Source organism: Pigmentiphaga litoralis (assembly GCF_013408655.1).
GTDB lineage: Bacteria > Pseudomonadota > Gammaproteobacteria > Burkholderiales > Burkholderiaceae_B > Pigmentiphaga > Pigmentiphaga litoralis_A.
This window is the reverse complement of the sequence record NZ_JACCBP010000001.1, coordinates 4,248,518-4,271,032: the sequence shown is the minus strand read 5'-3', so window position 1 is coordinate 4,271,032 and position 22,515 is coordinate 4,248,518. Positions and strand designations below refer to the sequence as shown.

The 22,515-nt window shown below is 69.1% G+C and carries 14 protein-coding genes and 1 riboswitch; of the genes, 4 read left to right on the top strand and 10 right to left on the bottom strand.

Annotated elements, in window-relative coordinates:
- The first annotated feature begins 38 nt into the window (after positions 1–38).
- The 4 genes from HD883_RS19420 (at position 39) to HD883_RS19405 (ending at position 4,850) form a co-directional block, all read left to right on the top strand.
- Complete coding sequence (locus HD883_RS19420; protein ID WP_179582422.1) at positions 39–902, top strand: alpha/beta hydrolase; 864 nt, start codon at positions 39–41, stop codon at positions 900–902.
- A gap of 224 nt (positions 903–1,126) precedes the next feature.
- Positions 1,127–1,558, top strand: a complete 432-nt coding sequence (gene rnk, locus HD883_RS19415) for a nucleoside diphosphate kinase regulator (RefSeq protein ID WP_179582424.1) — start codon at positions 1,127–1,129, stop codon at positions 1,556–1,558.
- Positions 1,559–1,632: 74 nt separating this feature from the next.
- A riboswitch (cobalamin riboswitch) is annotated at positions 1,633–1,882 on the top strand.
- Between the two features lie 92 nt (positions 1,883–1,974).
- Positions 1,975–3,864, top strand: coding sequence for a TonB-dependent receptor domain-containing protein (locus HD883_RS19410; protein WP_179582426.1), 1,890 nt, complete (start codon positions 1,975–1,977; stop codon positions 3,862–3,864).
- A gap of 14 nt (positions 3,865–3,878) precedes the next feature.
- Positions 3,879–4,850: a cobalamin-binding protein gene (locus tag HD883_RS19405; RefSeq protein ID WP_179582428.1), complete on the top strand. Its 972-nt coding sequence runs from the start codon at positions 3,879–3,881 to the stop codon at positions 4,848–4,850.
- Here HD883_RS19405 and HD883_RS19400 read toward each other — a convergent pair.
- Genes HD883_RS19400 through HD883_RS19355 form a run of 10 tightly spaced genes read right to left on the bottom strand, consistent with a single transcriptional unit; the run spans position 4,829 to position 22,505 of the window.
- Positions 4,829–5,605: a glycosyltransferase family 2 protein gene (locus HD883_RS19400; RefSeq protein WP_179582430.1), complete on the bottom strand. Its 777-nt coding sequence runs from the start codon at positions 5,603–5,605 to the stop codon at positions 4,829–4,831. The two genes, HD883_RS19405 and HD883_RS19400, sit on opposite strands and share 22 nt — an antisense overlap.
- Complete coding sequence (locus HD883_RS19395; RefSeq protein WP_179582432.1) at positions 5,602–8,463, bottom strand: glycosyltransferase family protein; 2,862 nt, start codon at positions 8,461–8,463, stop codon at positions 5,602–5,604. Before HD883_RS19395 ends, HD883_RS19400 begins: the two co-directional genes overlap by 4 nt.
- A 3-nt stretch (positions 8,464–8,466) precedes the next feature.
- Positions 8,467–12,021: a DUF6519 domain-containing protein gene (locus HD883_RS19390; protein WP_179582434.1), complete on the bottom strand. Its 3,555-nt coding sequence runs from the start codon at positions 12,019–12,021 to the stop codon at positions 8,467–8,469.
- 35 nt (positions 12,022–12,056) lie between these two features.
- Positions 12,057–14,312, bottom strand: a complete 2,256-nt coding sequence (locus HD883_RS19385) for a hypothetical protein (protein WP_179582436.1) — start codon at positions 14,310–14,312, stop codon at positions 12,057–12,059.
- Positions 14,309–17,506: a hypothetical protein gene (locus HD883_RS19380; RefSeq protein ID WP_179582438.1), complete on the bottom strand. Its 3,198-nt coding sequence runs from the start codon at positions 17,504–17,506 to the stop codon at positions 14,309–14,311. Before HD883_RS19380 ends, HD883_RS19385 begins: the two co-directional genes overlap by 4 nt.
- Positions 17,503–20,160, bottom strand: a complete 2,658-nt coding sequence (locus tag HD883_RS19375) for a putative baseplate assembly protein (RefSeq protein WP_179582440.1) — start codon at positions 20,158–20,160, stop codon at positions 17,503–17,505. The genes HD883_RS19380 and HD883_RS19375 overlap by 4 nt, the downstream gene beginning before the upstream one ends.
- Positions 20,157–20,522: a GPW/gp25 family protein gene (locus HD883_RS19370; RefSeq protein WP_179582442.1), complete on the bottom strand. Its 366-nt coding sequence runs from the start codon at positions 20,520–20,522 to the stop codon at positions 20,157–20,159. Before HD883_RS19370 ends, HD883_RS19375 begins: the two co-directional genes overlap by 4 nt.
- 4 nt (positions 20,523–20,526) lie before the next feature.
- Positions 20,527–20,847 carry a hypothetical protein gene (locus HD883_RS19365; RefSeq protein ID WP_179582444.1) on the bottom strand — a complete coding sequence of 107 codons (321 nt, stop codon included), beginning with the start codon at positions 20,845–20,847 and terminating at the stop codon, positions 20,527–20,529.
- Between the two features lie 9 nt (positions 20,848–20,856).
- The gene (locus HD883_RS19360) at positions 20,857–21,366 is read right to left on the bottom strand and encodes a phage baseplate assembly protein V (protein WP_179582446.1); all 510 of its coding nucleotides are present in this window, start codon (positions 21,364–21,366) and stop codon (positions 20,857–20,859) included.
- Complete coding sequence (locus HD883_RS19355) at positions 21,363–22,505, bottom strand: hypothetical protein (RefSeq protein ID WP_179582448.1); 1,143 nt, start codon at positions 22,503–22,505, stop codon at positions 21,363–21,365. Before HD883_RS19355 ends, HD883_RS19360 begins: the two co-directional genes overlap by 4 nt.
- Positions 22,506–22,515 lie beyond the last annotated feature (10 nt).

The window sequence follows — 22,515 nt, the reverse complement described above, 5'->3', positions numbered from 1 at the left end:
AACCCCCGACACGGACACTTCAATTGTCGCTGATTTCCATGACCACCGCCTCGGACGGCACCCAGCTGGCCGGCCACCGATGGGCGATGCCCGACGGCGCCGAGCCGGAGGGCCGTCCGGCGTACCTGCTGCACGGCCTGGGCGAGCATGCCGGACGGTATGACGCGCTGGCCCAGTGGCTGGGCGAGCGCGGCTGGCAGCTGGCGGCGCACGACCATCGCGGGCACGGCAAATCGAGCGGCAAGCGCGGCGCGCTGCGGGATGTCGACGACCTGGTCCTCGACGCCGAGCATCGCCTGTCCGAATATGTCCAGGAAAGTGGCGTGCCGCCGCTTCTGATCGGCGTGAGCCTGGGCGGGCTGGTGGCTGCGCGCGTGGCGCTGCGCGGCAATGTCGAGCTGGCCGGGATGGTGCTGGTGTCGCCTGCGTTTGCGTTCAAGCCGACGGCGGTCCAGCGGCTGATGCTCGGCACCATCGGCAACCTGGCGCCCGACCTGCGGGTCGGCAATGGCATCGACGCCGCCAAGCTGTCGCACGAGCAGGCCGTGGTCGATGCGTATCGCAACGATCCGCTGGTGCATGACCGGGTCACGGGTCGGCTGGTCCGGTTCGTGATGACCGCTGGCGACGCCGCCATTACGCAGGCGTCCGCCCTGCCGTGCCGCACGCTGATGCTGGTGGCGGGCGAAGATTCGGTCGTCGACCCGGCCGGCAGCCGCCGGTTTGCCGACGCGGCCGCGCCAGGCAAGCTCGCATTGCGCTGGTATCACCAGGCGTTTCACGAGGTGTTGAACGAGTCGCCCGAGCTGGCCGCGCCCGTGTATGCCGACCTGGATGAGTGGCTGGCGACCCTGGATCCGCCGACCCCGGTTGAAGCCCTGGCCGGCATTGGGCTATCCTGACCCCTATGCACACGACGTTGCGCGCCTTGCTGGCGCGTCTCCTAGCTCTGATTCTTCCCGCACTGACGCGCCGCGCCGGCCTGCCCGTGCGCCGCGCCGCGCGCGGCTGTCTGCTCATTCCGGTCTTCGACCGGTAAGCCCGGCGATCTTCCTTTCCCCTCCTGCTCATTTCTTGACGGATCGCCGGGCACATCTCTGAGCCACCGCTATCCCTAGGAACCGGCATGTCGCCTACCGCTACTCAAGTGGCTGCGCCCACTTTCATTACTGTCACCGAGCTCGACTACGTCCGGCTCAATTCGTTGATCGCGTCGCTGGGCGACGCATCCCCCGCCATCGAACGCCTGGAAGAAGCACTGGACCAGGCCGACCAGGTCCCGTCGGACACCATTCCCGGTGACGTCATCACCATGCACACCCAGGTGCGCGTGCAGGACATGGATGGCGGCGACGTCCGCACCCTGACCCTGTGCTATCCGAAGGAAGCCGACCCGACCAAGGGCAATGTGTCGGTGCTGTCGCCGATCGGCGCAAGCCTGCTCGGCAGCCGCGCGCCGGGCCGGGTCAGCTGGCTGGCGCCCGATGGCGCCGAACATGCACTGGACGTGGTCGAGATCGTGTTCCAGCCCGAAGCGCACGGGGATTACACCGCGTGATGACGCCTGCTGCCCGCTGCGGCAGCGGCGCAACAGGTCCGACATTCTTCGGCGGCCCGCCTGGGGCTGCGTGCTAGAGTACGCGCCGAGTCGGTGCTTGGTTGCACCCAAGGTAAACGGGAAACAGGGAAGACCAGTCGCTGGCCTTAACCTGTGCTGCCCCCGCAACGGTAAGCATTCGTCCGTGACCGGTCACGCCGGTCCAGGACACACCGCACCAATCCCACTGTGATGGCCCCTACCGCACCCCGGTGGCGCAGGTCATGGGAAGGGGGTGTGGTCATGAATGCCAGCCCGGATACCGGCCGGCTCTGCGGTTCACCAGACCGTATCCTGGGGAGGCGCTGTCCCCTTGCCGCGCTTCCCTGATTGCATGACGTGCGGGGTCGCACGTCCATCCCAGGCAACAGGCTTTCATGTCCTCCTTTACCCTTCGGCACCTTAGCGGTGTCGCCGGCGCCGTGCTCGTTTCCGCACCGGCCCTGGCCCAAGTGTCCCCTTCCGCGCAAACCCGCGCCACCCAGCTCGATCCGATCACCGTGACGGCCGCCCGCGCGCCGCAGCCGCTGTCTGCGGCGCTGGGCGACGTCACCGTCATCGACGCCGACACCATTGCACGCGCCGGCCAGAGCAGCCTGGCCGACCTGCTGCAACGCGAGCACGGCATCGACGTCGCGACCAACGGTGGCCCACAGACCGTCACCAGCGTCTTCATCCGCGGCGCGAACAGCGCGCAGACCGTATTCCTGATCGACGGCGCGCGCGTCGGCTCGTCCACGGCAGGCGGCGCCGGCATCAATGCCATTCCGCTGTCGCAGATCGACCGCATCGAAATCCTGCGCGGCCCGGCCAGCAGCCTGTACGGCGCCGACGCGATCGGCGGCGTCATCAACATCATCACGCGCCGTGGCAGCCCGGGCACTGCACTGGCCCTGACCGGATCGGTCGGCTATGGCAGCTGGAACACGCAGAAGGCCGACATCGGCCTGAGCGGCAGCCAGGGCATGTGGAACTATGCCTTGTCGCTGGGCCATGCGCGCAGCGACGGCTACAGCGCGGCCAAGCCGGGCGAGCCGGGCGGCCTCTATAACTCCGATCGTGACGGCTACAAGCTGGACACGGCATCCGGCCGGCTGGGCATGATGTGGGCCGAGGGCCAGGAACTGCAAGCGTCCTTCTTCCAGTCGCGCCTGAACGGGCAATACGACGGCGGCGCGGGGTTCGACCAGCGCGCGATCCAGAAGATCGAATCGCTGGGCCTGGCCAGCAACAACCGCATCAACAGCCTGTGGACCAGCCGCCTGCGCGCCGTGAAAACGGTGGACGACAACGTGAGCCTGTCCGAGCCCTTCCCCGCTTTCGGCGTGACCGGACGTGCGCAGTTCCGCACGCGCCAGACGCAGTTTTCGTGGCAGAACGACCTGGCGATCGCGCCGGGGCAGGTGCTGTCCCTGGCGGCCGAACGGCGCGAAGAAGACGTCGACAGCGACACGCGTTTCAACGCCACGAGCCGCAACACCAATTCGGCACTGGCCATCTACCGCGCCGACCTGGGCCGCAATCATGTGCAGGCCAACCTGCGCTACGACCGCGTGTCGAGCTACGGCAATCGCACCACGGGCGGCCTGTCGTATGGCTTCGACCTGACGCCGGCCTGGCAGCTGACGGCCGCCGCGAACACCGGTTTTCGCCTGCCGACCTTCAACGACCTGTACTACCCCGGCTTCAGCAATCCCAACCTGCAGCCTGAAAAGTCGAAGAACTATGAAGCCGGCGTGCGCTATCGCCAGGGCGGCACCACCGGCAGCCTGATCGCGTATCACAACAAGGTCGACAACCTGATCCAGTACCAGGGCCGGACCACGGTCGTGAACAAGGACGCGACGCTGAAGGGCATCACGTTGACGGCCGCGCAGCAGTTCGGCGCGACGTCGGTCCGCGGCAGCGTCGACATCGTCGACCCGAAAGACAACAACACCGGCGAACAACTGACCCGCCGCGCGCGGCAGGTGTTGAAGCTGGCGGGCGATCATCAGCTGGGTGCCTGGCGCGTGGGCGCGGAATGGGTGCTGAGCGGCAAGCGCAGCGACACGTCGTACAACGCCAGCATCGGCCAGTTCGGTGCGAACGAAACGACCCGGCTTGGCGGCTACAGCCTGCTGAACCTGACCGCTTCGTATGACATCACGCGTCAGGCACAGGTGCAGGTCCGCTGGAACAACGTCATGGACAAGGACTACGAACTGGCGCGCGGCTATGCCACGCCAGGTTCGAACGTGTTCGTGAACCTGGTCTACCGGCCGTGACCCTGGGCTGAGCCATGTCGTTGCCCAGGACGTTGGTCGCGATGATGGTTGCAGCGTTGGGCGGCGAGATGGCCCACGCTGCGGACGCGTCTCGGCAGGCGGCGACATCGCCGGCTGCGCTTGCCATCATCGTGCGCGACGACACGGGCCGCGATGTGCGCCTGGCCGCTCCTGCCCGCCGCATCGTCACGCTGTCGCCGCACGCCACCGAATTGATGGTGGCCGCCGGTGCGGGCGACCGGCTGGTGGGCGTCGACCAGAACAGCGATTACCCGCCCGAAATGAAGCGGTTGGCCCAGGTGGGCAATCCGTTGAACCTGGACATCGAACGCGTGCTGGCGCTCAAGCCCGATCTGATCGTGGCCTGGGACTATGCCGCGTCGGGGTCGACTGCCGGCAAGCTGCCGATGGCCTTGCTCGACAGCCTGGGCATTGCCGTGTTCTACAGTCGGCCGGCAGTGCTGGCCGACATACCGATCACGCTGGACCGTTTTGGCCGCCTGGCCGGAACGGACGCGGTGGCGACACCGCGCGCCGCGCAACTGCGGCAGCAACTGCAGTCCCTGACGGCCACCTACGCCGGGCAAACACCCGTGCGCACCTTCTACCAGTTGAGCGGGCAACCGATTTACACGCTGAACAATCGCGGCATCATCGGCGATGCCTTGCGGCTGTGCGGCGCCGACAACGTGTTCGGTACGCTGCCCGCCGCCGCGCCCATGGTCAGCGTGGAAGGCGTGTTGCTCGCCAACCCGCAGGTGATCGTGGTGGGTGCCTCCAAGGGCGCGGGGGCTGCCGGCGCCGCAGGCGCTGATGGCAACGCGGCGCTGGCGCAATGGAAGGCCTTTGCGCCCGGGCTGACCGCCGCGGCGCGCGGGCATCTGTTCGTGGCCGACGCCGACCGCATGCATCGGCCGGGGCCACGCATGATCGAAGAGACGCGCACGCTGTGCGAGCATATCGATCAGGCGCGCAGCCCGAAATAGCTGCGGATCTGTTCCACCCGCGCCGTCATGGCGTGCGCATCCTTGACCGCTGACGCCTCATACCAATCCACGATGTCCTGTCGGTTCAGCCGCCGGTATTTGGCGATCTCGTGCTCCAGCATGCCAAAGGCGCGCGCGTAGTCCGGGCCGATGACATGGAATACCTTCATCCCGCCCAGGTCGAGCACGCCCTTGAATCCCCGCTGCGACAAGGCGCCGCAGATCGTCGCGCCGATCGGGTAGTAAGCGGAGATGGGCAGGCGTGTCAGCATGGGCAGAATGCCGCGGTGATACACCGACAACCACCCATCCACCGGGCCTTCGTACAGGCGCTCCGACGCATCGTAGACGCGGTACTGGGACAGCGGTGGACGCGCGCCGGTCGTGTACTCGTCCTGCCAGACATCGGCCACGACCTGCCGCACCTGTGGAAAGCGCTTGAACACATGCGCAGCCCGCTCGGCCAGTCCCCGGGAGATACACACGACGTCATCGTCGATCTGCGCGATCAGCGGGTAACGCGACGCGCGGAACAGATCGATATAGGCTGTCATGCCGATGTTGTGCGGCGTGCGGCCCACCACGGTCAGCGGCACGCCTTGCGCGATCGCCTCGGCAATGTCGGCATCCAGGCCGGCATCACTGACGTTGAGCCACAGCAGGATCTCGTAGGGCGCCGTGGTCTTGCTCACCAGTTCCTGCAACAGCAGGCGGGCATAGGTCGGCCGGTAGCAGGCCACGCAATAAGAGATCATGAGGCCCACAGCTCCGGATATTGCGCCAGGCGAAAGAGAAAGCTGGGCCGATCGACGTGCTTCCATCGCACCCCGCGCCGCATCAGCATGTCCACCAGGTGCCAGTCCCACGCCATCATGTCGAAGGGCAGGTCATTGTTCAGATGCACGTCGAACAGCTCGCGGCGGAACAAGGGCTGGCCCAGGTCGATGCGGCCCGGACGCGGCACCGGATGGTTCAAGACCAGGCGGCCGTCATAGCGGCATGAGCAATACACGAAGCCCAGGGCGGGATCGCGTTGCAACGCGTGGATCAGCGGATCGAAGTGATCGGGCGTGTAGCCGTTGTCGTCCGACAGGAAGGCCAGGTAGTCGCCGCGCGCGCGCTGCAGTCCGGCCGCGGCAGGGGCGATGCCCCAGTCGTTGTGCCGCTGCGCCAGGTTGTAGAAGCCCACGCGCGGATCGTTGATTTCGTCAACGATCTGGTGGATGGCGGCAACCACATGGGCGGGCGGATGATCGGCCACGATCAGGTGTTCGAAATCGTCAAAGTCCAGGTTCTGCACCGACGCGATGCAGCGGCGCAGGCAATCGACCCGGTCGTACACCGTCGTGACGATGGACAGCCGCGGCCGCCGCGCTCGTATCGGCAGCAGGGCCCGCGCGCTGCGGCGCACGGGCGAGGGATCGGTCCGCTTCAGCTGGATGCCGCGCAGATGGACGGCGCCACCCATCGCACCCAGAAAGGCATAGCCGCCATGCAGTGCGGTATCGCGCACGCGGTGGAGCAACAGGCCGTCGCGATACACCGTCAGCACGCCGTTCGCGGCGGTGAGCCGCCAGGCCACCCAGCCGTGCCCGGGCGGGCCGACCTGCGTGAAGACGTGATCGTGCCGCGCCAGGTAGGCGCGGCGGGCGCTGATCAGCAGGTGGTAGGAATCGGTGGATTGGTCGATGCGATGCTGCTGATGAACCTTGGCGAGCAGACAGGCGCCCGGTGTCAGCCGGGCTTCGAATGCCAGGTCGACATCGTCGAAACGCAGGCGGCTGACCAGCCCGCGCTCCAGGGCCGGCCCACGCTGCGGTCCGGGATCGATGACGAACACGCCGTCGCCAGTGGCCTGCACGACCGGGCCCGTGCCGTCCCAGTCGGCATCAACGGTCATCACGCCCCGCTGACGGATGGGCGGTGCGATGCGATCGGATGCGAAGCTGTGGGGTGCGGGGTTGTAGCGTGTGTCCGTGCGGAGCGCGAGGTCATGGGGCGCATCCATGCCGGCGTCTGGCCGTGATGGCGCATCCGGCGCGGCATGCGCGGCTGGCCAGCCGACGGCAATGGCGAGCGCCGTCGCCAATCTGTCCTGGTAACGCGACTGGCGGATGCGCGCGGCGCAGGCCTGTTGCACCCGCAAGCGTGCGGCATCGTCCGCGAGCAGACGACCGATCACGGCAATGGCCTGCGCTTCGCTGTCGAACGTCGGCAGTTCAGGCAGCAAGGCATGCAGCCCCGGCCGGGGCTCGCTCACCACCGCCGCGCCGCAGGCCAGCGCTTCGAAGATGCGGGGGTTGGCGGCCAAGCCGGGCAACGCGTCGCGGTTGTAGTGGTGCCTGTCACGGAATACGTTGATCACGATTCGCGTGTCGCGGTACAGGGCCGCCGCGTCGGCCGGCGACACGTTGGCCGCCAGGCAACGCGCAGCCACGCGGGGGTCGCGCCAAGGACCGCCCACTACATAGTCGAGCAGCCCATGGTCCGCCAGCGCGCCCAGCATGCGTTCGCGCGCCGGGTTGCCGCCGCCGATGAAGCCCACGCCGTACGACCGGGCGCGCACGCCGGCCCCGCCCTGCCCGGATCCCGGATGATGCAGCACCGGCGCGTACGCGACTTCCAGCCCATGCGCATTGCGATGCCGCGACACGGTGGCCGGATCGTTCACGAACACCACGTCGAAGTGGCCGGACCAGCGGGCGGTGTCATCCACTTCATACGGTTCGTCGACCAGCCACACGGCCGACCGCAGCCCGTCGAATCGTTTGCCCCACCGTTTGACGAAACGGCGGCCGTGCACGACGAAGAGCAGGTCGGGTTGGAAAGCGGCGATCTGCGTATCGAGATCCGGCGCGTCCCAGTCGGCATGCGCAGCGGGAATGCCGAGGCTATCGGCGGCTTCCCGCAGACCGGTGTCGAAGACCGTGCCGCAAGACAGGAAACGGTAATGCACGAAGAACACGCGCGGCGCGGCGCGGGATGGATCGGTATGCATCCATGTCATCAGGTCCGCCCTGGGCACCGACCGCAAGCGGCTGACCGGACTCAGGTTGACCAGTTCGACCCCGTCAGCCTGGCAGGCCGCAGCCAGCGCCCCGTATTCCGCATCGATGCGCGACAGCTGCCCGGCCTGCGCATGCGGACCGGTCTGCCCGAAAAAATGCCGGTCACCAAAGTCCACGCCCAACAGCCCGATGCGGCGCGCGCCCAGATGGCGCGCAAGCTGGATGGCGACATAGGGCGACGTGCTGGAATACGCCAGCGTGTCGTCGTCGGACCGCGCCGTGCCGCCGCGCCGCCCCAGCCGGAATGTCACGACGTTCGGATGGTCGAATTCGGCGGGGTCCAGTTGGGTCACCAAGGTTCCGGCGCGCGACGCCTCGATGTAGGCATACCGGTCGGGGTCGAATCGCCGCCGTTGATTGAGCACCACCAGGTAGTCGGGGGTGAACCAGCGGCCCACGTCATTCACGCCGATGGTGAGGATGCCTTCCCCGTTCGTCAGCCGCGTCAGCGACTCGCCACAGCCGCACACCAGGATCGTTGCACCCGCATGATGGTTGCGAAGATCCACGAAGCTGCGTGCCACTGCCTGCTGCGCCGTGTCCATGCCTCAGTTCCTGATGGCCACGAGGTTCGCGGCCTGGTCGAAGCGCGGCGCACCGAACAGCAGCGCCGCCGCCTCGGGCCCGGGCATCATCGCCAGGTTGCCGGTGGCCGTAGCGCGTTCGGCGATGAAGACACCGTAAGGTGGCGGCCGGTCGCCGGGCATTTCGGCCAGCAGCGTGGAGTGGTGAACCGCCAGCATGCGGCCGGCAATGAACAGGTTGGACGCTTCGGAAAACGTGTTGCCGCTGATCGTCGCGGTCGCGAACAGGCCGCTGGTGGTCTGCGTTTCCATCAGCTGCTTGCTCATGGCCTCGGCCACCGCAAGCAGGGCCAGGCGGTTGGCGGTCAGCTTCAGGTGGCCGGCGCCCACGACCAGTTTGGTATTGCGGCTGCCTTCGTGCAGGCGGCGCAGCAAGGTGGCAGACGGCACGCCGCCGGGGTCGCCATAGAAGCCCAGGATGCCCGACACGGTGTTGTCCGAGACATGACAATCACCTTGAATGTTTTCCAGCAAGGCGGCCACGCCGGGCATCGGGCAGTCGATCGTGCTGGCCGACAGGTGCAGCGTGCGGGCATCGCCCACATGCAGGCAGGGCGCGCCCCGCTCGGCCCGGCGCGACATCGTCAGTCCACGGATCTGCACGTCGCCCATCTTGTGCAGGGCAAGTCCGCGTTCGTCGTCAAACGTGATGTCCAGGTCGCGCAGTTCGAGTGCGGCAAAGCCGGCCAGGAGCATGCCCCCGCGCACGCGGATTTGCGCCGTCGGGCCGCAGCCATGCAGGCTGAGGCGGCTGCGCCCGCTGCCCGCGGCTTCCAGGCCCTCGATCACGTGTTCGCCGGGCAGGAAACACAGGCAGGCATTACCGGTGTCATCCAGCGCGCGGGCGATCACCTCGGCATCGAGCCGGTCGGCGTCACCGCCCTTGCCTATCGTCAGGCAGACACCGCGGCGCGTCACTTCGCGCGCCGGCACGTCCACGACGGCGGTCGCGCAAAAGGTGATGGACTGGCCGGGCCGCTCGAGCCCGTCGCCATCGAGCAGCGACACCCTCAACCGTTGGAACCGCGCCCTGCCGTCTCCCAGCCGCCAGCGGCAGCGGGCCTCGCCTTGCGTGTCGACCACGGTGTCATAAGACCGCATCAGGCCCAGCACCCCCAGCGCGGCCGCCCGCCCCACGCGTCCGTCGCCCGTCTCCACCTCGAAGCGCACCCGCGCGCCGGGTGCGGGCACGCCGCCCTGCACGACGCGTACCGTCAGCGGCTGCGGCAGCACGGCCGCGGGCGCAGCCTCCTGGCCGTCACCCGACCCGTACAGCAACTGCGTGCGCAACGTCAGCGGCGGGAAGATCTCGCGGCAGTCGGCCAGCACCCGCAGGGCGCCGTCGTGTTCGACCTCGACAATCCCCAGCCGGCACCAGGCATCACGGATGCTGTCGGGCGCACGCGCGACAGCATCTCCGGTGTCGGGGTCTCGTGGCCATTCGACGTCACCCGTGATCGTGCGCGCCGGGATCTGCCAGGCGTCGCCCGGCCGCCATTCGCCGGGGCCAAAGCGGATCTCGACCCCCTCTTCCAGTTCGATCCAGCGCCCGGGTTCGATCGGCAGCACATGCGCGGCCCCGGCCGGACGCTGTTCCCACCGGCGCAGCAGCGGGTGGGCGGACAGGTCCTGCCCCAGGCTGGCAGCCGGTATGCCCGCGAGGATCAATTCGTTTTCGTCGTCGCCATCGGCCAGGTACTCGAACATCTGTCCGGCGCGCAGCCACCGTTCGCTGGTGTCGTCGACCAGTTCGACCCGGTCGTGCGCGGACAGGTCCAGCCCTTCGTCACGGCCCCGGGCGGCGACCCGCACCGTGGTCTGCTGCAGGCTGGCGTCCACCGTGACCCCGACGACGGCGTAGGCGACCGACCCGTTTTCACGCGACCACTTGAAGGTCGGCGTGGCGCCGCCGGTATGGACTTCGACGCGATACAGCTGGTTTTCAAGCCGTTGATAGCCGGCCGTGGCCGCGATGTCGCACAGGTTGCGGTTGGACGGCTGCGGTGTCGCGCGCGCGGCCAATCGGCCGGGCGTGGGGTGCATCAGCGCTTCCCATTCCGGGCTGTAGCTGCCGCACGTCCATTCGGCGGGGCTGGCGTCACCCAGCGGCAGGGCGCGCACCTGCGCCATCAGCTGCGCACGGGTGGCCGTGTCCGGGCCGCCCAGCGCCACTTCGCGGATCCAGGGCGCCTGCAGGGCCGACACATGCCGTTCCCACACATGCAGCACCATCAGATGCGCGCCGGGCGGAAGTCGCGCGCCCGCCCCGCCATCGGCCTGGTTGCCATAGGTGACGCGCGTGTCCAGTTCGCACAGTGCGCCATCGACGTAGTAGCGGCCGGGCAGGATCGCCAGGTTGACGCCCGGCAACGCCAGCGCGGCCGAGTCGGGCGACCCGTTGCCGATGCGCCATGCCGCCCCGCTGTCGCCCACCACCCAGCCGCCGCCGAGCCCGCCGCCGTCGCCATCCTCAAGCAGGCTGATGCCGCGCAAGGACGGGCGCGCGGCGACGGAACCCGCGCCCGAGCCTGACCCGTCTCCCATCGCTGCGCCCAGGCTGCCTGCCGTTGCAGCCATCCCCGCGCCCGCCTCCAGGCTGTCGTCCATCCAATGGTTGCCACCATCAACTGTTTGCCAGAACGTGCCGTCGTCGCCGGCGGCCCAGCCGCGCTGCGTGTCGGCGAACGCGATGGCCCGAAGCGTGGCGGCCGACGGCGTGTCACATCGCGTCCAGGTGGCGCCGCCGTCCTGGCTGCGGACGATTGTGCCGTCGTAGCCGGCCGCCCAGATGCTGTCCGCACCCACGCGCGCCACGGTCAGCAGATGGGCGGTGGTGCCGCTGTCGATGGCATTCCAGGTCGTCCCGCCATCGGCGGTCGCAAGCACCGCGCCTTGCAGGCCAACAGCCATGCCGTTGACGGTATCAACGAAGTGCAGGGCCCGCAGGCGGGCCGCGCCGCTCTGTGCCAGTTGCCAGGACGCGCCACCGTTGTCGGTCGACAGCACGATGCCGCCGTCCCCCACGGCCCAGGCATGCCAGGCATCCACGGCGGTCACGCCTCGCAGGGATTGCAGGGTGCCGCTATCTTGCGCCTGCCAGCTCAGGCCGCCATCCAGCGACGCGCGGATGACGCCGCCGTCGCCCACCACCCACACGGTGCCGCCGGCGGTGGCCAGCGCGCGCAGGTGCGCCGCGGTGTTCAGATCGGCCACGTCCCAATTGGCGCCGCCGTTGGTGGTGCCAAGCAAGGCGCCGTCTTCGGCCGCGATCCATACGACGTTGTCGTTGAGCGCCAGCACGGCGAGCGCACGCGTATCGGCATGCAGACCGAAGCCCTCGGCATCGAACGGCGCGCCCGACGGACCGATCACGTCACGCGCAGTCAGCCGCGCGCGGTGCCGGGTCAGGTCGGCCTGCTCGTTCCAGTCCGCATCGGTCACGATGCGGCCCTGCTGCAATCGCACTGCGCTGTAATGGCGCGTTGGGTCGAACGTCGTGCGGGATAGGTCGCCTTTCATGGCATCGCCCCCGTGGGTTGATCAAGGCATGAACATCAGGTCACGAAAATGAGGCTGGCTTCCAGACCGAAGCGCAGGTATTCGTCGAGTGCGCCGCGCAGGTTCGCTTCCCGTTGCGGCTGATGCAGGAATTCAAACGCGCCCATCTCGGCGCCGCTTTCCGCGCCCGTGCGCAGTTGCACGGCGCAGCGGGTTTCAAGCTGCCCGAAGCCCGGATCGCCATACTCGCGCGATACGAAAAGCGGACGCAGGGACGCGCGGATCTCGGCGCGCAGCGCGGCCCCTCGCCCGGCTATTTCCAGGTCGGGCTGACAGCGATAGCGGCGCGGCACGGCCGATCCGGCGGGCACATAACTGAAGCGCACGCAACCCGTCTGCCGCCGCGCCGCCTGTACGCCTTCGGCAAAAATGCAGTCGGACGCGGACAGGGACTGCACGTTGACCGGGCCGAAGAAGGTGCTGCGCAACAGCGTCGCGGGGGTATCCAGCGCAACCAGGCAGGGCGCGCGCGGGCCGGCTTGCGCCCCCTTGCCGCCGCCGATCAGGCTATCGACCATCGACACGGTACGGATCGGGCCGGCGACGGCCACCGAGGCGCAGATCGACCGTTCGATCCGCAGGGCCATCTGCGCATTGCCCCCGGGCTGAACCGTAAGCGCGGACGGCGCGGCGACGCCATCGACGCCATCGACGCCGTCCACCACCGAACAATGCGACAGCACCAGCTGCCCGAGATGGCCTGCTGCAACGTCCAGCCGGCCTTCCAGCAGCAGGCCGTTGATGACACATGCACCGCCGTCGCTCGTCTCGGCAGGCGCGGTGCCATGAATCACCACATCGCCGATCAGGTGCGCCCGCACGCCGCTGGCATCGAACGTTGCGGACCGGCTGACCGCATCCCGCGGCCACCCGCCTGCCACGATCAGCAGGCGAGACCGTTCGCCAATGCGGATCTCGAGCGGCAGCGCTGGCGCGCCCTGCGCGTCCTGTTCGCTTGCGCTGTCCATGATCACGATGACGCCCGTGCGGCCGGCGGCCAAGGTATTCCACACGGCCACTGCTTCGCGCAAGGACGAAAACACGCGGCCCTGCTCGTCGTCGGCAAGCAAGTGCGATACGCCAACCTGCCACACCTCCGGCGCGTCGAACACCGCTTCCCCGACCGCGGCCGCGCTGCCCGCCAGGGCCACGCCAAGGGTGCGCAAGGCAGCGTTGCGGTCATACGGCCCGCCGCCCAAGTCGCCAGAAAATCCGTAGCTGTGCTGTGTCCAGACCGCGTCGACCGGCAGGCCGTCGGCAAACCGGATGCGTCCACGTTGCGGATCGATCGCCATCGCCAGGGCCGGCAACGGCTCGCCCGGACGGGGCTGCGGCAGGCGGCAGGCGAACATGGCGTCACGCGGCACTTCCAGTGTTGCAGCGCTGCCGGCCAGCCGCACGAACACCCGCAGCACCGGGTCGCCATCGGTCAGGAAACGGGGCGCAGGCATCTGCACGCCGCGCCGCGAGCGGTCGGCATCGGCATGCAGCGCGAGCGCGCGCAGCCGGCCGGGCACGTCCTCTTCCGCGCTCGCGTGCGTGATGGCCGTTTCGGTGCGCGGAAGGTTGAACAGCGGCGCATCGCACCCCACCGGATGCACGCGCCAGTCCCCTCCCGCATCGCGCCGTGCACTGACGGCATCGGCCGCGTCCTCACCCGGGTCACCGCCACCCATGCGGTAGCTGCGCAGCCGCCACAGATACAGCGCGACATGGGTGATGGCATGACGTCCGCCGCGCGCCGCGGACCGCATGTCGGCCGTGTGCGAAAACGGATCGAAGGCACCGCCCGCCCATTCCGCCGCGGCGGCGTCGCGCAGGCCGGCCGTTGCCCTGGGGACCACCCGAACGTGATTGACGTGCTGCGTGGTGGTGAGCCGCTGGAACGATTCGACGACATGCGCGGGCCAGCCCGTCACGTCGTTCGCCAGCTGTTCCAGCACCAGCGCCGTGCCCTTGCGGCGGCGATACGCGATGGTGTTGGCCACGTAGGCGCGTGTGCTGACGCCGGCCGACACGATGGACCGGATCGGCCGCACGCCCAGCAGGTCGCCGATGTAGGGCACGACCCATTCGTCGCAAGTCTCGATGAACCAGTTGTCGTACAGGCCGGCAATGTCGGACTCGACGCGTTCCAGTTCGGTCTCTATCACCCGCAGCAGGGTGCGCAGCGGCTCGCCCTGCTCGGCATCGCGTACACGGTGGACGGCGGGCAGCAGCGCGTACAGGCGCTCGGGCGTGAGCTGGCTCATGGCGTCATGTCCGTGAGGGAAAGCGCGGCGGGACTGATGGACAGCAGTTCAGCGGGAATGACGCGGCGGGTGCGTGCGTCCCAACGCGCACCGTAGGCGGGAAGCCCGGCGGGCACGGCAGACGCGGCAGCAGACGACGCGTCAGACAAGCCGTCCGGTGCGGCGTCGTCCAGCAAGGCCAGCGCCTCCAGGTCCACCGCCACCACGCCGGGCACCGACTGGATGCAGGCGATGACCTCGGCCGCGGTCACGGGCTGGCCGATCTCGCGGGCGGCGATCCCGAACGCGTCGAGCAGCGCCACGGTCACCTGACGCATCACGTCCGCCTTCACATATCGCGGGTCGGCAAGCACGCGCGCGTGGCACCGGAACAGCCGCAGCGCGCAGGCCCGCACGTCAAAGCGTTGTGACGGATCGCTGACACTGGCGATGGACGCCGCCAGGTTGGCGCGCACGGTGTCGCTGACGGCGCCTCCCGCCGTATCCGACGCGTTTGATGTGCCTGATGCGCCTGATGTGTCCGATGCGTCCGTCGCGCCCGTCACGCTCAGCGCGAGGCGCGGCTGGCCGTCCACCCACAGCATGTCGGCCCGCGCCTTGCCGATGCCCGGATAGACCCGGGCGTAGGCCGCGTAGTCGAGCGCCGACACCACCCGGTCAAACGCCTGCAGGCTGCGCGGCACATGCACACGCGCGTCGGCCAGGTGTTCGCGGTCGGCCGCGCCCGTGGCGGGCAAAGGATTGGTGACGCCGCGCAGGCCCAGCGGCATTGCGCGCGGCATCGTCAAGGTGTTGGCGGCCACGTTGCCATCGGGACCCATGCCGGTGCGATAGGTGGCGTCGATATTGACCATGCCCGTGGGCAGGCGCGCGCCCGAGACGCCATCGCCGAACAGCACTTCGGTGCGGCCCTCGTCGTCGATCCGGGTGGTGTACACCCGCTCGTGCGGGCCGACGCCATACAGCGACGGCACCGGGTCCCACCGCACGCCATTGACCCGTATCGTCAGCGTACTGATGACTCCGTCGGGCGTCGGCGCCGACACCCACGTGGTGGGCGGGCGCCGCAACATGAATCGTTGATGGCCAAGCGCCGCATTGCCGTTGCCGAGCACTTCGCGCACGCTTTCGCCGTGGGTGGCGAACACCGTGTTGGCGTTGATGCGCAGACTGTGGCGTTGATAGCTGAACCGCAGTCCGTCGCGCGACCGAACAATGCTGCGCCCGTCGGCATGGACGACGTCGGCCAGCACCGCCACCTCGGCCGCATCCACCCCGGCCAGGTCGGCCCGCAGGCCGGTCAACGCCAGCGGCTGACCCACAGCCAGGCCCAGCACCAGCGCGTCCAGCTCGATGCGGTTCGTGCCCGCCGCCACGGGCGCGTCGATCGGCAAGGCGACCAGATCGAGCTTGCGGCTGGCCACGTGCGCCGTGCTGCTGCGGAACGAAAAATCCGGCTTGGACAAGGCGCCGGGTGGCTGCGCGCCATCGGCCAAGGTGACTTCCATGGCACGGCCCGACATGCCGAAGTCGGCCCGCGAGACGGCACGCGCATCGGCGACCGCATACGATTCGGCCGGCAGATAGGGCGAATCGACCACCACCCAGCTGGCCGGCACGAGGTCGGGCACCGGCCGTTCCAGATAGACCCGCGCGCCCTGCGACCTGGCCTGCGAGGTCTGCCAGATGGTGCGATCCGCCGCAAGCGGCTGGCCATCGCTGCCGGTATCGCTGCGATCCCAGGGCAGCGGATAGGGGTCGGACCGCAGGCTGTCGGGCTTGGGCAGCATCCCCCACTTGGGCGCGTTGTTGCCGAAGAAGCCGACCTTGACGCCGAAACCAAACACCCCGGCAAAGGAGCCGGCGGAGGCGCCAGAAGCCGCCGTGCCCGCGGCGCCTGCACCCGATGCACCGACGCCACCTGCCCCGCCGCCCGCCCCACCGCCCGCGGCGATGCTGGCCGACGCACTCACGGTCTTCACCACCGCCGCGCGGTTCCACCCCTGCATGCCGATCAGCGTCTGCAATTCGTTTTCGCGCCAGGTGCGCGTGGTGAGCGCATTGGCCACGGTGGCGGTCGTCAGGGACAAGGTGCCCGTTCCCGGCAGGCGCGCGAACGCGACCCTCGATGGCGCCACCGTCACCACCTGCGCGTAAGGCACGCCGCGTGGCGCGGCAGCTTGCGGTGGCGGGGGGGGTGCGGCGGGCTCGGGCAAGGGTTCCAGCGCGACCTTCACGCGATGCAGGGCGGGTTCCGGGGTGACGGCCACCACCCGCATCACCAGCCGCGACAAGGCCGTGCCGCGGCGGGCAGCGAACAGCAGCAGGTCCCCGGCCGCCATGCCCGCGCCCGATCCGGCGCCCGCATCCGACAGGAACACCTGCCCGATCTCGATCGCATCCGACACCGCGTCGGCCGCAAGGCCAGTGTCCAGCCGGTACAGGTCTGCAGTGTTCAAGGCGGCATGAAGACCCGCGGTGGCACCACCCCCACCCCCGCCGCCGCCCCCCGTGCCGAAACTTCCCACCGGACCGACCAGCGCCAGCACCCGCCGCGTGGTCGCCGCGCCATTGGGGTCCGGCGCGCCCGCCACCTCGAGCACCGCGATGTCGGCCGGCCGCATCTGCCGCGGCCGCAACGCATTCCACTCCGCGCGGGCAACGATGGCGTCCCGCGTTTCAAATACCTGCGGCAGCTTGCCCTGCGGCGGAATGCTCTGCACCGGCAACCCGGCCGCCAGGGCGCAGACGCCGGGGGCGCCGGGGGCATCTTCGACCGTGAACGACAGATGCACGCTGGCCGCCACGCCGGGCCGCAGCGTGTAGCCAACGGCCCGCGCCAGTTCCAATACCGAACGGCGTTCAGTGGCCGTGGCCAGGAAGCCTTCGTTCGCGATGCGTTCCTGGTAGAAGGTGAGCACGTCGGCGACACACGCGGCCGCATCGAGCAAGGCCATGCTGGGGTCGTCTGGGCGCCGGGTCAGCAGCCGCGCCAGCCCGCCGCCCGCCAGCGGCAGGCTCTGCACCATGCGCGCGCGAAAGCCCGGCTGCGTGTCGACGCGATAGCGCAGCGCCGTCAGACCGGGCGCATTGGCGGGCCGCGCGGGCAGGGGCAGCCCTTCGCAGCAACCGCAGTCCGCGTCCGCGGCATCACCAAAGACATCACCGAAGACATCGCCCTGGTCATCGCTCATGACGTCCCCCCGGCTTCGACCTGGAATTGCATGCGGCCGTGTTCCGGCGCGTTGGGATCATTGTCGAGGCGGGCAATTTCCAGCCGCCCCAGCGCGATGCGGCCGCTGTCCAGTTCCCCCGCGGCCGGCCGGCCCAGGCGCTGGAAGCGCAGCGGCGCGACATAGGCCACCCCCGGCACCTGCATGGCCGCGGCAATCACGGTGCTCAGATACACCGGCTCGCCAAAGCTGTAGCGGTCCGCATGGAAGAACCCGCTGCGGCCATCACTCAGGCGATCCGCGCTGAAGACTTGCAGCAGACGCCGTTCAACGTCATCAACGAAGTAGCCCGGACGGGTGCACACATGCAGGGCCACATCCAGCGAGACATACCGCGGCGCATCGAACTCCAGGTCATGTCCGGCCAGCCGCCAGCTTTCCACGAAGGCGGCCAGGCGCGCTTCATAGGCGGGATCCAGCGTGCCGGCCGGACCCGGCGCAGTGCCCGCGCGCGGGTCCACGGTAATGAACATCGTGTACCAGCTGCCGGTCCACCGGCGCGTCGCCACGGCGCGCTGCACCCCGGGGGCCTCGGTGACACGGTCGGCGTAATCGCGCGCCGTCACGGCCCGCTGCTGCCGCCGGAAGGCCTGTGGGGCATACAGGATCGCTTCTTCCAGCGGCTGCGGATCCACCCCGCCCAGTGCCGGCAGCGGATTGCGCACGCCCAGTACATCGCCCGCCTGCGCAGCCACGTGCGCAAGCGACCCGGCGCCGATATTGCCGCGTGCGCCATTGCCCGTGCGCACACGCGCCAGCAAGCCTTCGCGGTCGGCCGGCGCGCTGCCGTTGACGTCGTCGCCAAACCGCAGCACGGCCGCGCCCGTGGTGTCGGTCTCGACCACGAACTCGCGCGCCATCGGGCCGCTGGCAAGCAGGTCCCGCTGCGGCGTCCACGACGATGCCGCGCCGCTCCGGCGCGCGCCCTCGGTACGCACGTCGAGGGCAGGCCGCGCATCGCCCGTGTCCCACACCATGGCCGACACGGCGCTGCCCATGGGATCGATCAGCACCGGCGGGCCCGCGCTGCCGTCGGCCCGCGCGGCGCGCACCCGGCTCTGCCGCGTCAAAGGCCGCACTTCGGTCTGCGGCAGCCGATACGGCGCCGACCGCTGGCCTCTGCGCAGCCGCGCCCCAGGAACCAGCCGATCGGCACGCGATGCGCTCAGCCCATGATCGGCCAGGCCCACATTGCCGCACGCTCCCGACATGTCGCGCACCAGCACCCCGTCGATCCGTCTGGACAGGCACAGCGCGAACGGCAAGGCATCGGTCTCGCCCCACCGCACCGTCACATACGCCTGGCCGGTGACCGGATCGCGGCGCACGGGACCGGGCTGGCGCGATCCCCCCACAAGCGTCGCGGCCGGATCGACATGCGTCAGCCGCACCACGCAGCGGCGATGTGGATCGGCGTCGGCCGGAGCGCCGGTGGTGTCGCCGGCCCGCGCTTCCAGCAGCAACAGATCGCCCGGCATCAGGCGCACGCGGGCGGCATCGTCGTCTCGCAGCGTGGCATCGATGGCGCCCGCGGGCAGGCAACATTCATCGTCGCTCCACGTGTGGAAGCGCAGGTCGTTGTGGGCCGGAAACAGGGTGACCGGTGTGACGAGTTCGAAGGGTTCGGCGCCCGCGGCCAGGGCGGTGCGAAGCGCGCCTTCAGTAGCAGCCGACCCGGCTGACGTGGCGCTTCCGGACCCTGTCCCCGCCCGCACGCCGATCGCCGGCGTCAGCCCCGGCACTGCCGTCAGCAGCAGCGTCCCGTCCAGCCCGGTCCCCGGATCGCAGCCCTGCAAGGTCAGCCCTTCCCCACCCGCACCGGCGTCGAACGCCACCCACACCCGTGCGTTGTTCCCATCGTGCAGTGTGTAGTCCAGCAGCCGTGCATGCCGGCGCACCGACACACGCTGCCGCGCGGTGCCCAGATAGGCTTCGGTGGCGACGGCGTCCTGGTAGTACGACAGCTCGTCTCCCCGATAGGCAAGCGCCTCGGCCAGCGTCACCCACAGGTCCGCCGGATTGCGCTCGGTCCAGTCCGGCATCAGCGTGGCCAGCCGGTCCAGCACCATCCGCCGCAGGCTGGGGTAATCTCGCGCCAGGTAATCGATGGGCGGCGGGGCCTCGATGACTTCCGCACAGGTTTGTTCGACCCGGCAATCGAAGTCGCTCGGGCAATCGACCTTGAAGCGGAACGTGATGCGGGCCAGCGCCGGGTCGATGCCATCGGGCGGCGCATCCGACCCCGGACCGGCCACCAGCCGCAACACGTATTCGGAAAAATCCCCTTCGGTCGCCAGGTCCACCGTCAGCACATGGCCCTGCAAGGCAATGCCCGTCACGGCCGGATCGCGCACCCGGCTGCCCCCGCGCACTTCCACCTGGATGCGTTTGAGCGGCGGTGTCGGCACCTGGTCCAGCGCGTGCACGAACACGACGCGCAGCTGCTTTTGCGACGGCGCGACTTCCAGGTAGTCGATGCCATTGATCCACCGCGGGGGCGTCTGCAGCGCGGCCGCGCGCACCGCGGCCACGCGCCCGGGCGACGCGCAGCGATAGGGCGCGGCCTGGGTCGACGTGCCCGCGCCGCGCGACACCACGGATCCGGCCGCGCTCATGCCGGCACCTCGCGCACGAAGCTGGCGGTGCGCGTCGATTGCGTGCGCAGCACCGTATATCGCACCGCCACCGTCAAGGTCGCGTCCACGCTGTGGGCCGTCACATCGTCCACCCGTATGCGCGTGCCCAAGGTCTGTTGCAGCGCGCCCTGCACCAGGGCCTGCAGGGTGGCGGCCAGCGCCTCGCTGTTCGGCGCGAACACCAGTTGCAGCAGCCCGCAGCCGAAGTCGGGCCGCATCACCCGTTCGCCCGGCACCGTGAACAGCACCTGTTCGATCAGCTCACGAATGTGCGCGTCATCGGACTCCGCCGCCGCCGTGCGGCCGGTGCCATCGACCCGATACGGAAAGGCGATGTCCATGGCGTCAGCTCCCGATCACCCGTGTCTGCATCGCCACCGGCAGCAGCGGCGTGCCGGTCGGCGCGCAGATGGCCTGGCTGTCGACAAGCACCACCGGCATCCCGCCGACCAGCACCCGCGTGGCCGCCGTCACCCACTGCGCGGTCACGCAGGGCCCGTTGCCCGCGGGCGGCACAAAGGCGCAGCCCGCCACCACATACGGCGCGGCCATCGTCACCACCGGCTGGCCCGACAGCATCACGCGCGGATTGGGCGCGGTGGGCTGCGCGGTCCCGCCATGCATGCACATGACGGTTGCGCCCAGATGAAGCAGAGGTCCTGGCATGGCGTTCCCCTACACGACGACCAGCGCGCCGGCGTTGACGGTCACGGTGGGACCGGTCATCACGATCGATGCGCCCTTGCCGTTCTGGATATAGATGCCCGTGTCGTTCACGATCAGCGTCGCGCCCGTCGTGCTCTTGAGCATGATGCCGCCCGTCGGTCCCGGCACGTCGCTGATCGTCAGCCCGTTCTGCAAGGCCGTCTGCATCGTGATGCTTTGCACCCCCGGCGGCGTGGCGTTGGCCAGCAGGGGCACTTCGACCGCGCTGCCCCAGAAGCAGCCGACCCAGATCGGATAGTCGGGGTCGCCCTGTTCGAATTCGACCCACACGCCCGACCCGATGATGGGCAGCGCGACAATGCCGTTCTGCAGTCCGGCCACCGGCACGCAGGGCATCGCCCACGTCACCGGCATCAACCCGCTCACGTCCGGCACCTGCACCTGCAGACGGTTCAGCCGCATCGGATCGATGTTGTTCAGCACCATCCCGCGATACTTCCCAAGGTACTTCTCGCTCATGTCGGCACCTGCGGCGTGATGGAAACGAGCCCGTTGCGGCTCAGGTCAAAGCTCTGCTTGAACTCGCCGCGCTTGAGCGTGCTGGTCACGCTCTTCACGAAATAGAGGCCGTCATAAGCCACCCCTACGCCGCGCACCCCGACCAGTCCCCGCGCCTTGAGCAGACGGCCGTAGCGCAGCACGTCCAGGCTGCCGTGACCGCTGACCGCATCCTGCGAGGTCTTGGCCTCGGCCAGTCCGCGCGACAGTGCTTGCATCGGCGACAGCTTGGCCGTGTCCTTCAACAGCTTCAGGTTCGCGATCGGCGCGGGCAAGGCGCCCAGCGGCGGCTGCAGCGGATTGAGGTTGGGCACCGGGATCGGAATGGGAAACCGCGTCAGTGCATTCTGGATGAACGCCACAGGCAGCACCCCCTTGGTCGGCTCGAACGTGAAGGTCAGCGACTCGACATTCGTGCGTGCATCCATGTCGACATTGAGCGCGGGCTGCGGAATGCCCAGCTTCATTTCCGGCCCGAAGTACGCGATGTTGGTGCCTGGCGCCGGCCCGGGTTCGATGTAGAACACGTAGCCGACCTCGTCCGCCAGTTGCCGGATATAGGCCAGGTCGGTGCCCTGCTGCGCGGGGATCTTGTCGATCGGAATCGGCACTTCCGGGAACAGCACCGGGATGGGCAAGGGGATGACACCGAACGCGGCGTATTTGGCGCACAGCAAGGCCACGCGCGCTTCGATCGGCATGGCCGGCAAGGGCAGCCCGCTGAAGTCCTGCATGTCCATGACCTTGCTGACGTCTTCGCCCGTGACCGTCAGGCTGCCCGCCGCCCCCTGCGTGCCGGGCTGCACTTCGACGTGCGTCATCACGCCGTCGAACAGCGCGTGCGGCGTGCCATCCAGTGTCACCACCATCAGGATCCGCAGCGGCGGCGTGCCCATCGACGTGTTGTTGCCGGCCGCCAGCACGAAGATCGCGTTGAGCGCCGACCGCGCCGTGATCTGGAAGGTCAGCTGGAAACCGCTGGCGCTGCCGGCCGATGTCTTGACCTCGACCTTGTCGAGCGCATCGAGCACCACACGCGGCACGGGCAGCGGAATGATCGGGCCCATCGACAGGCTCAGCTGGATGCCCTGGCTCAGCATGGCGGCCTCC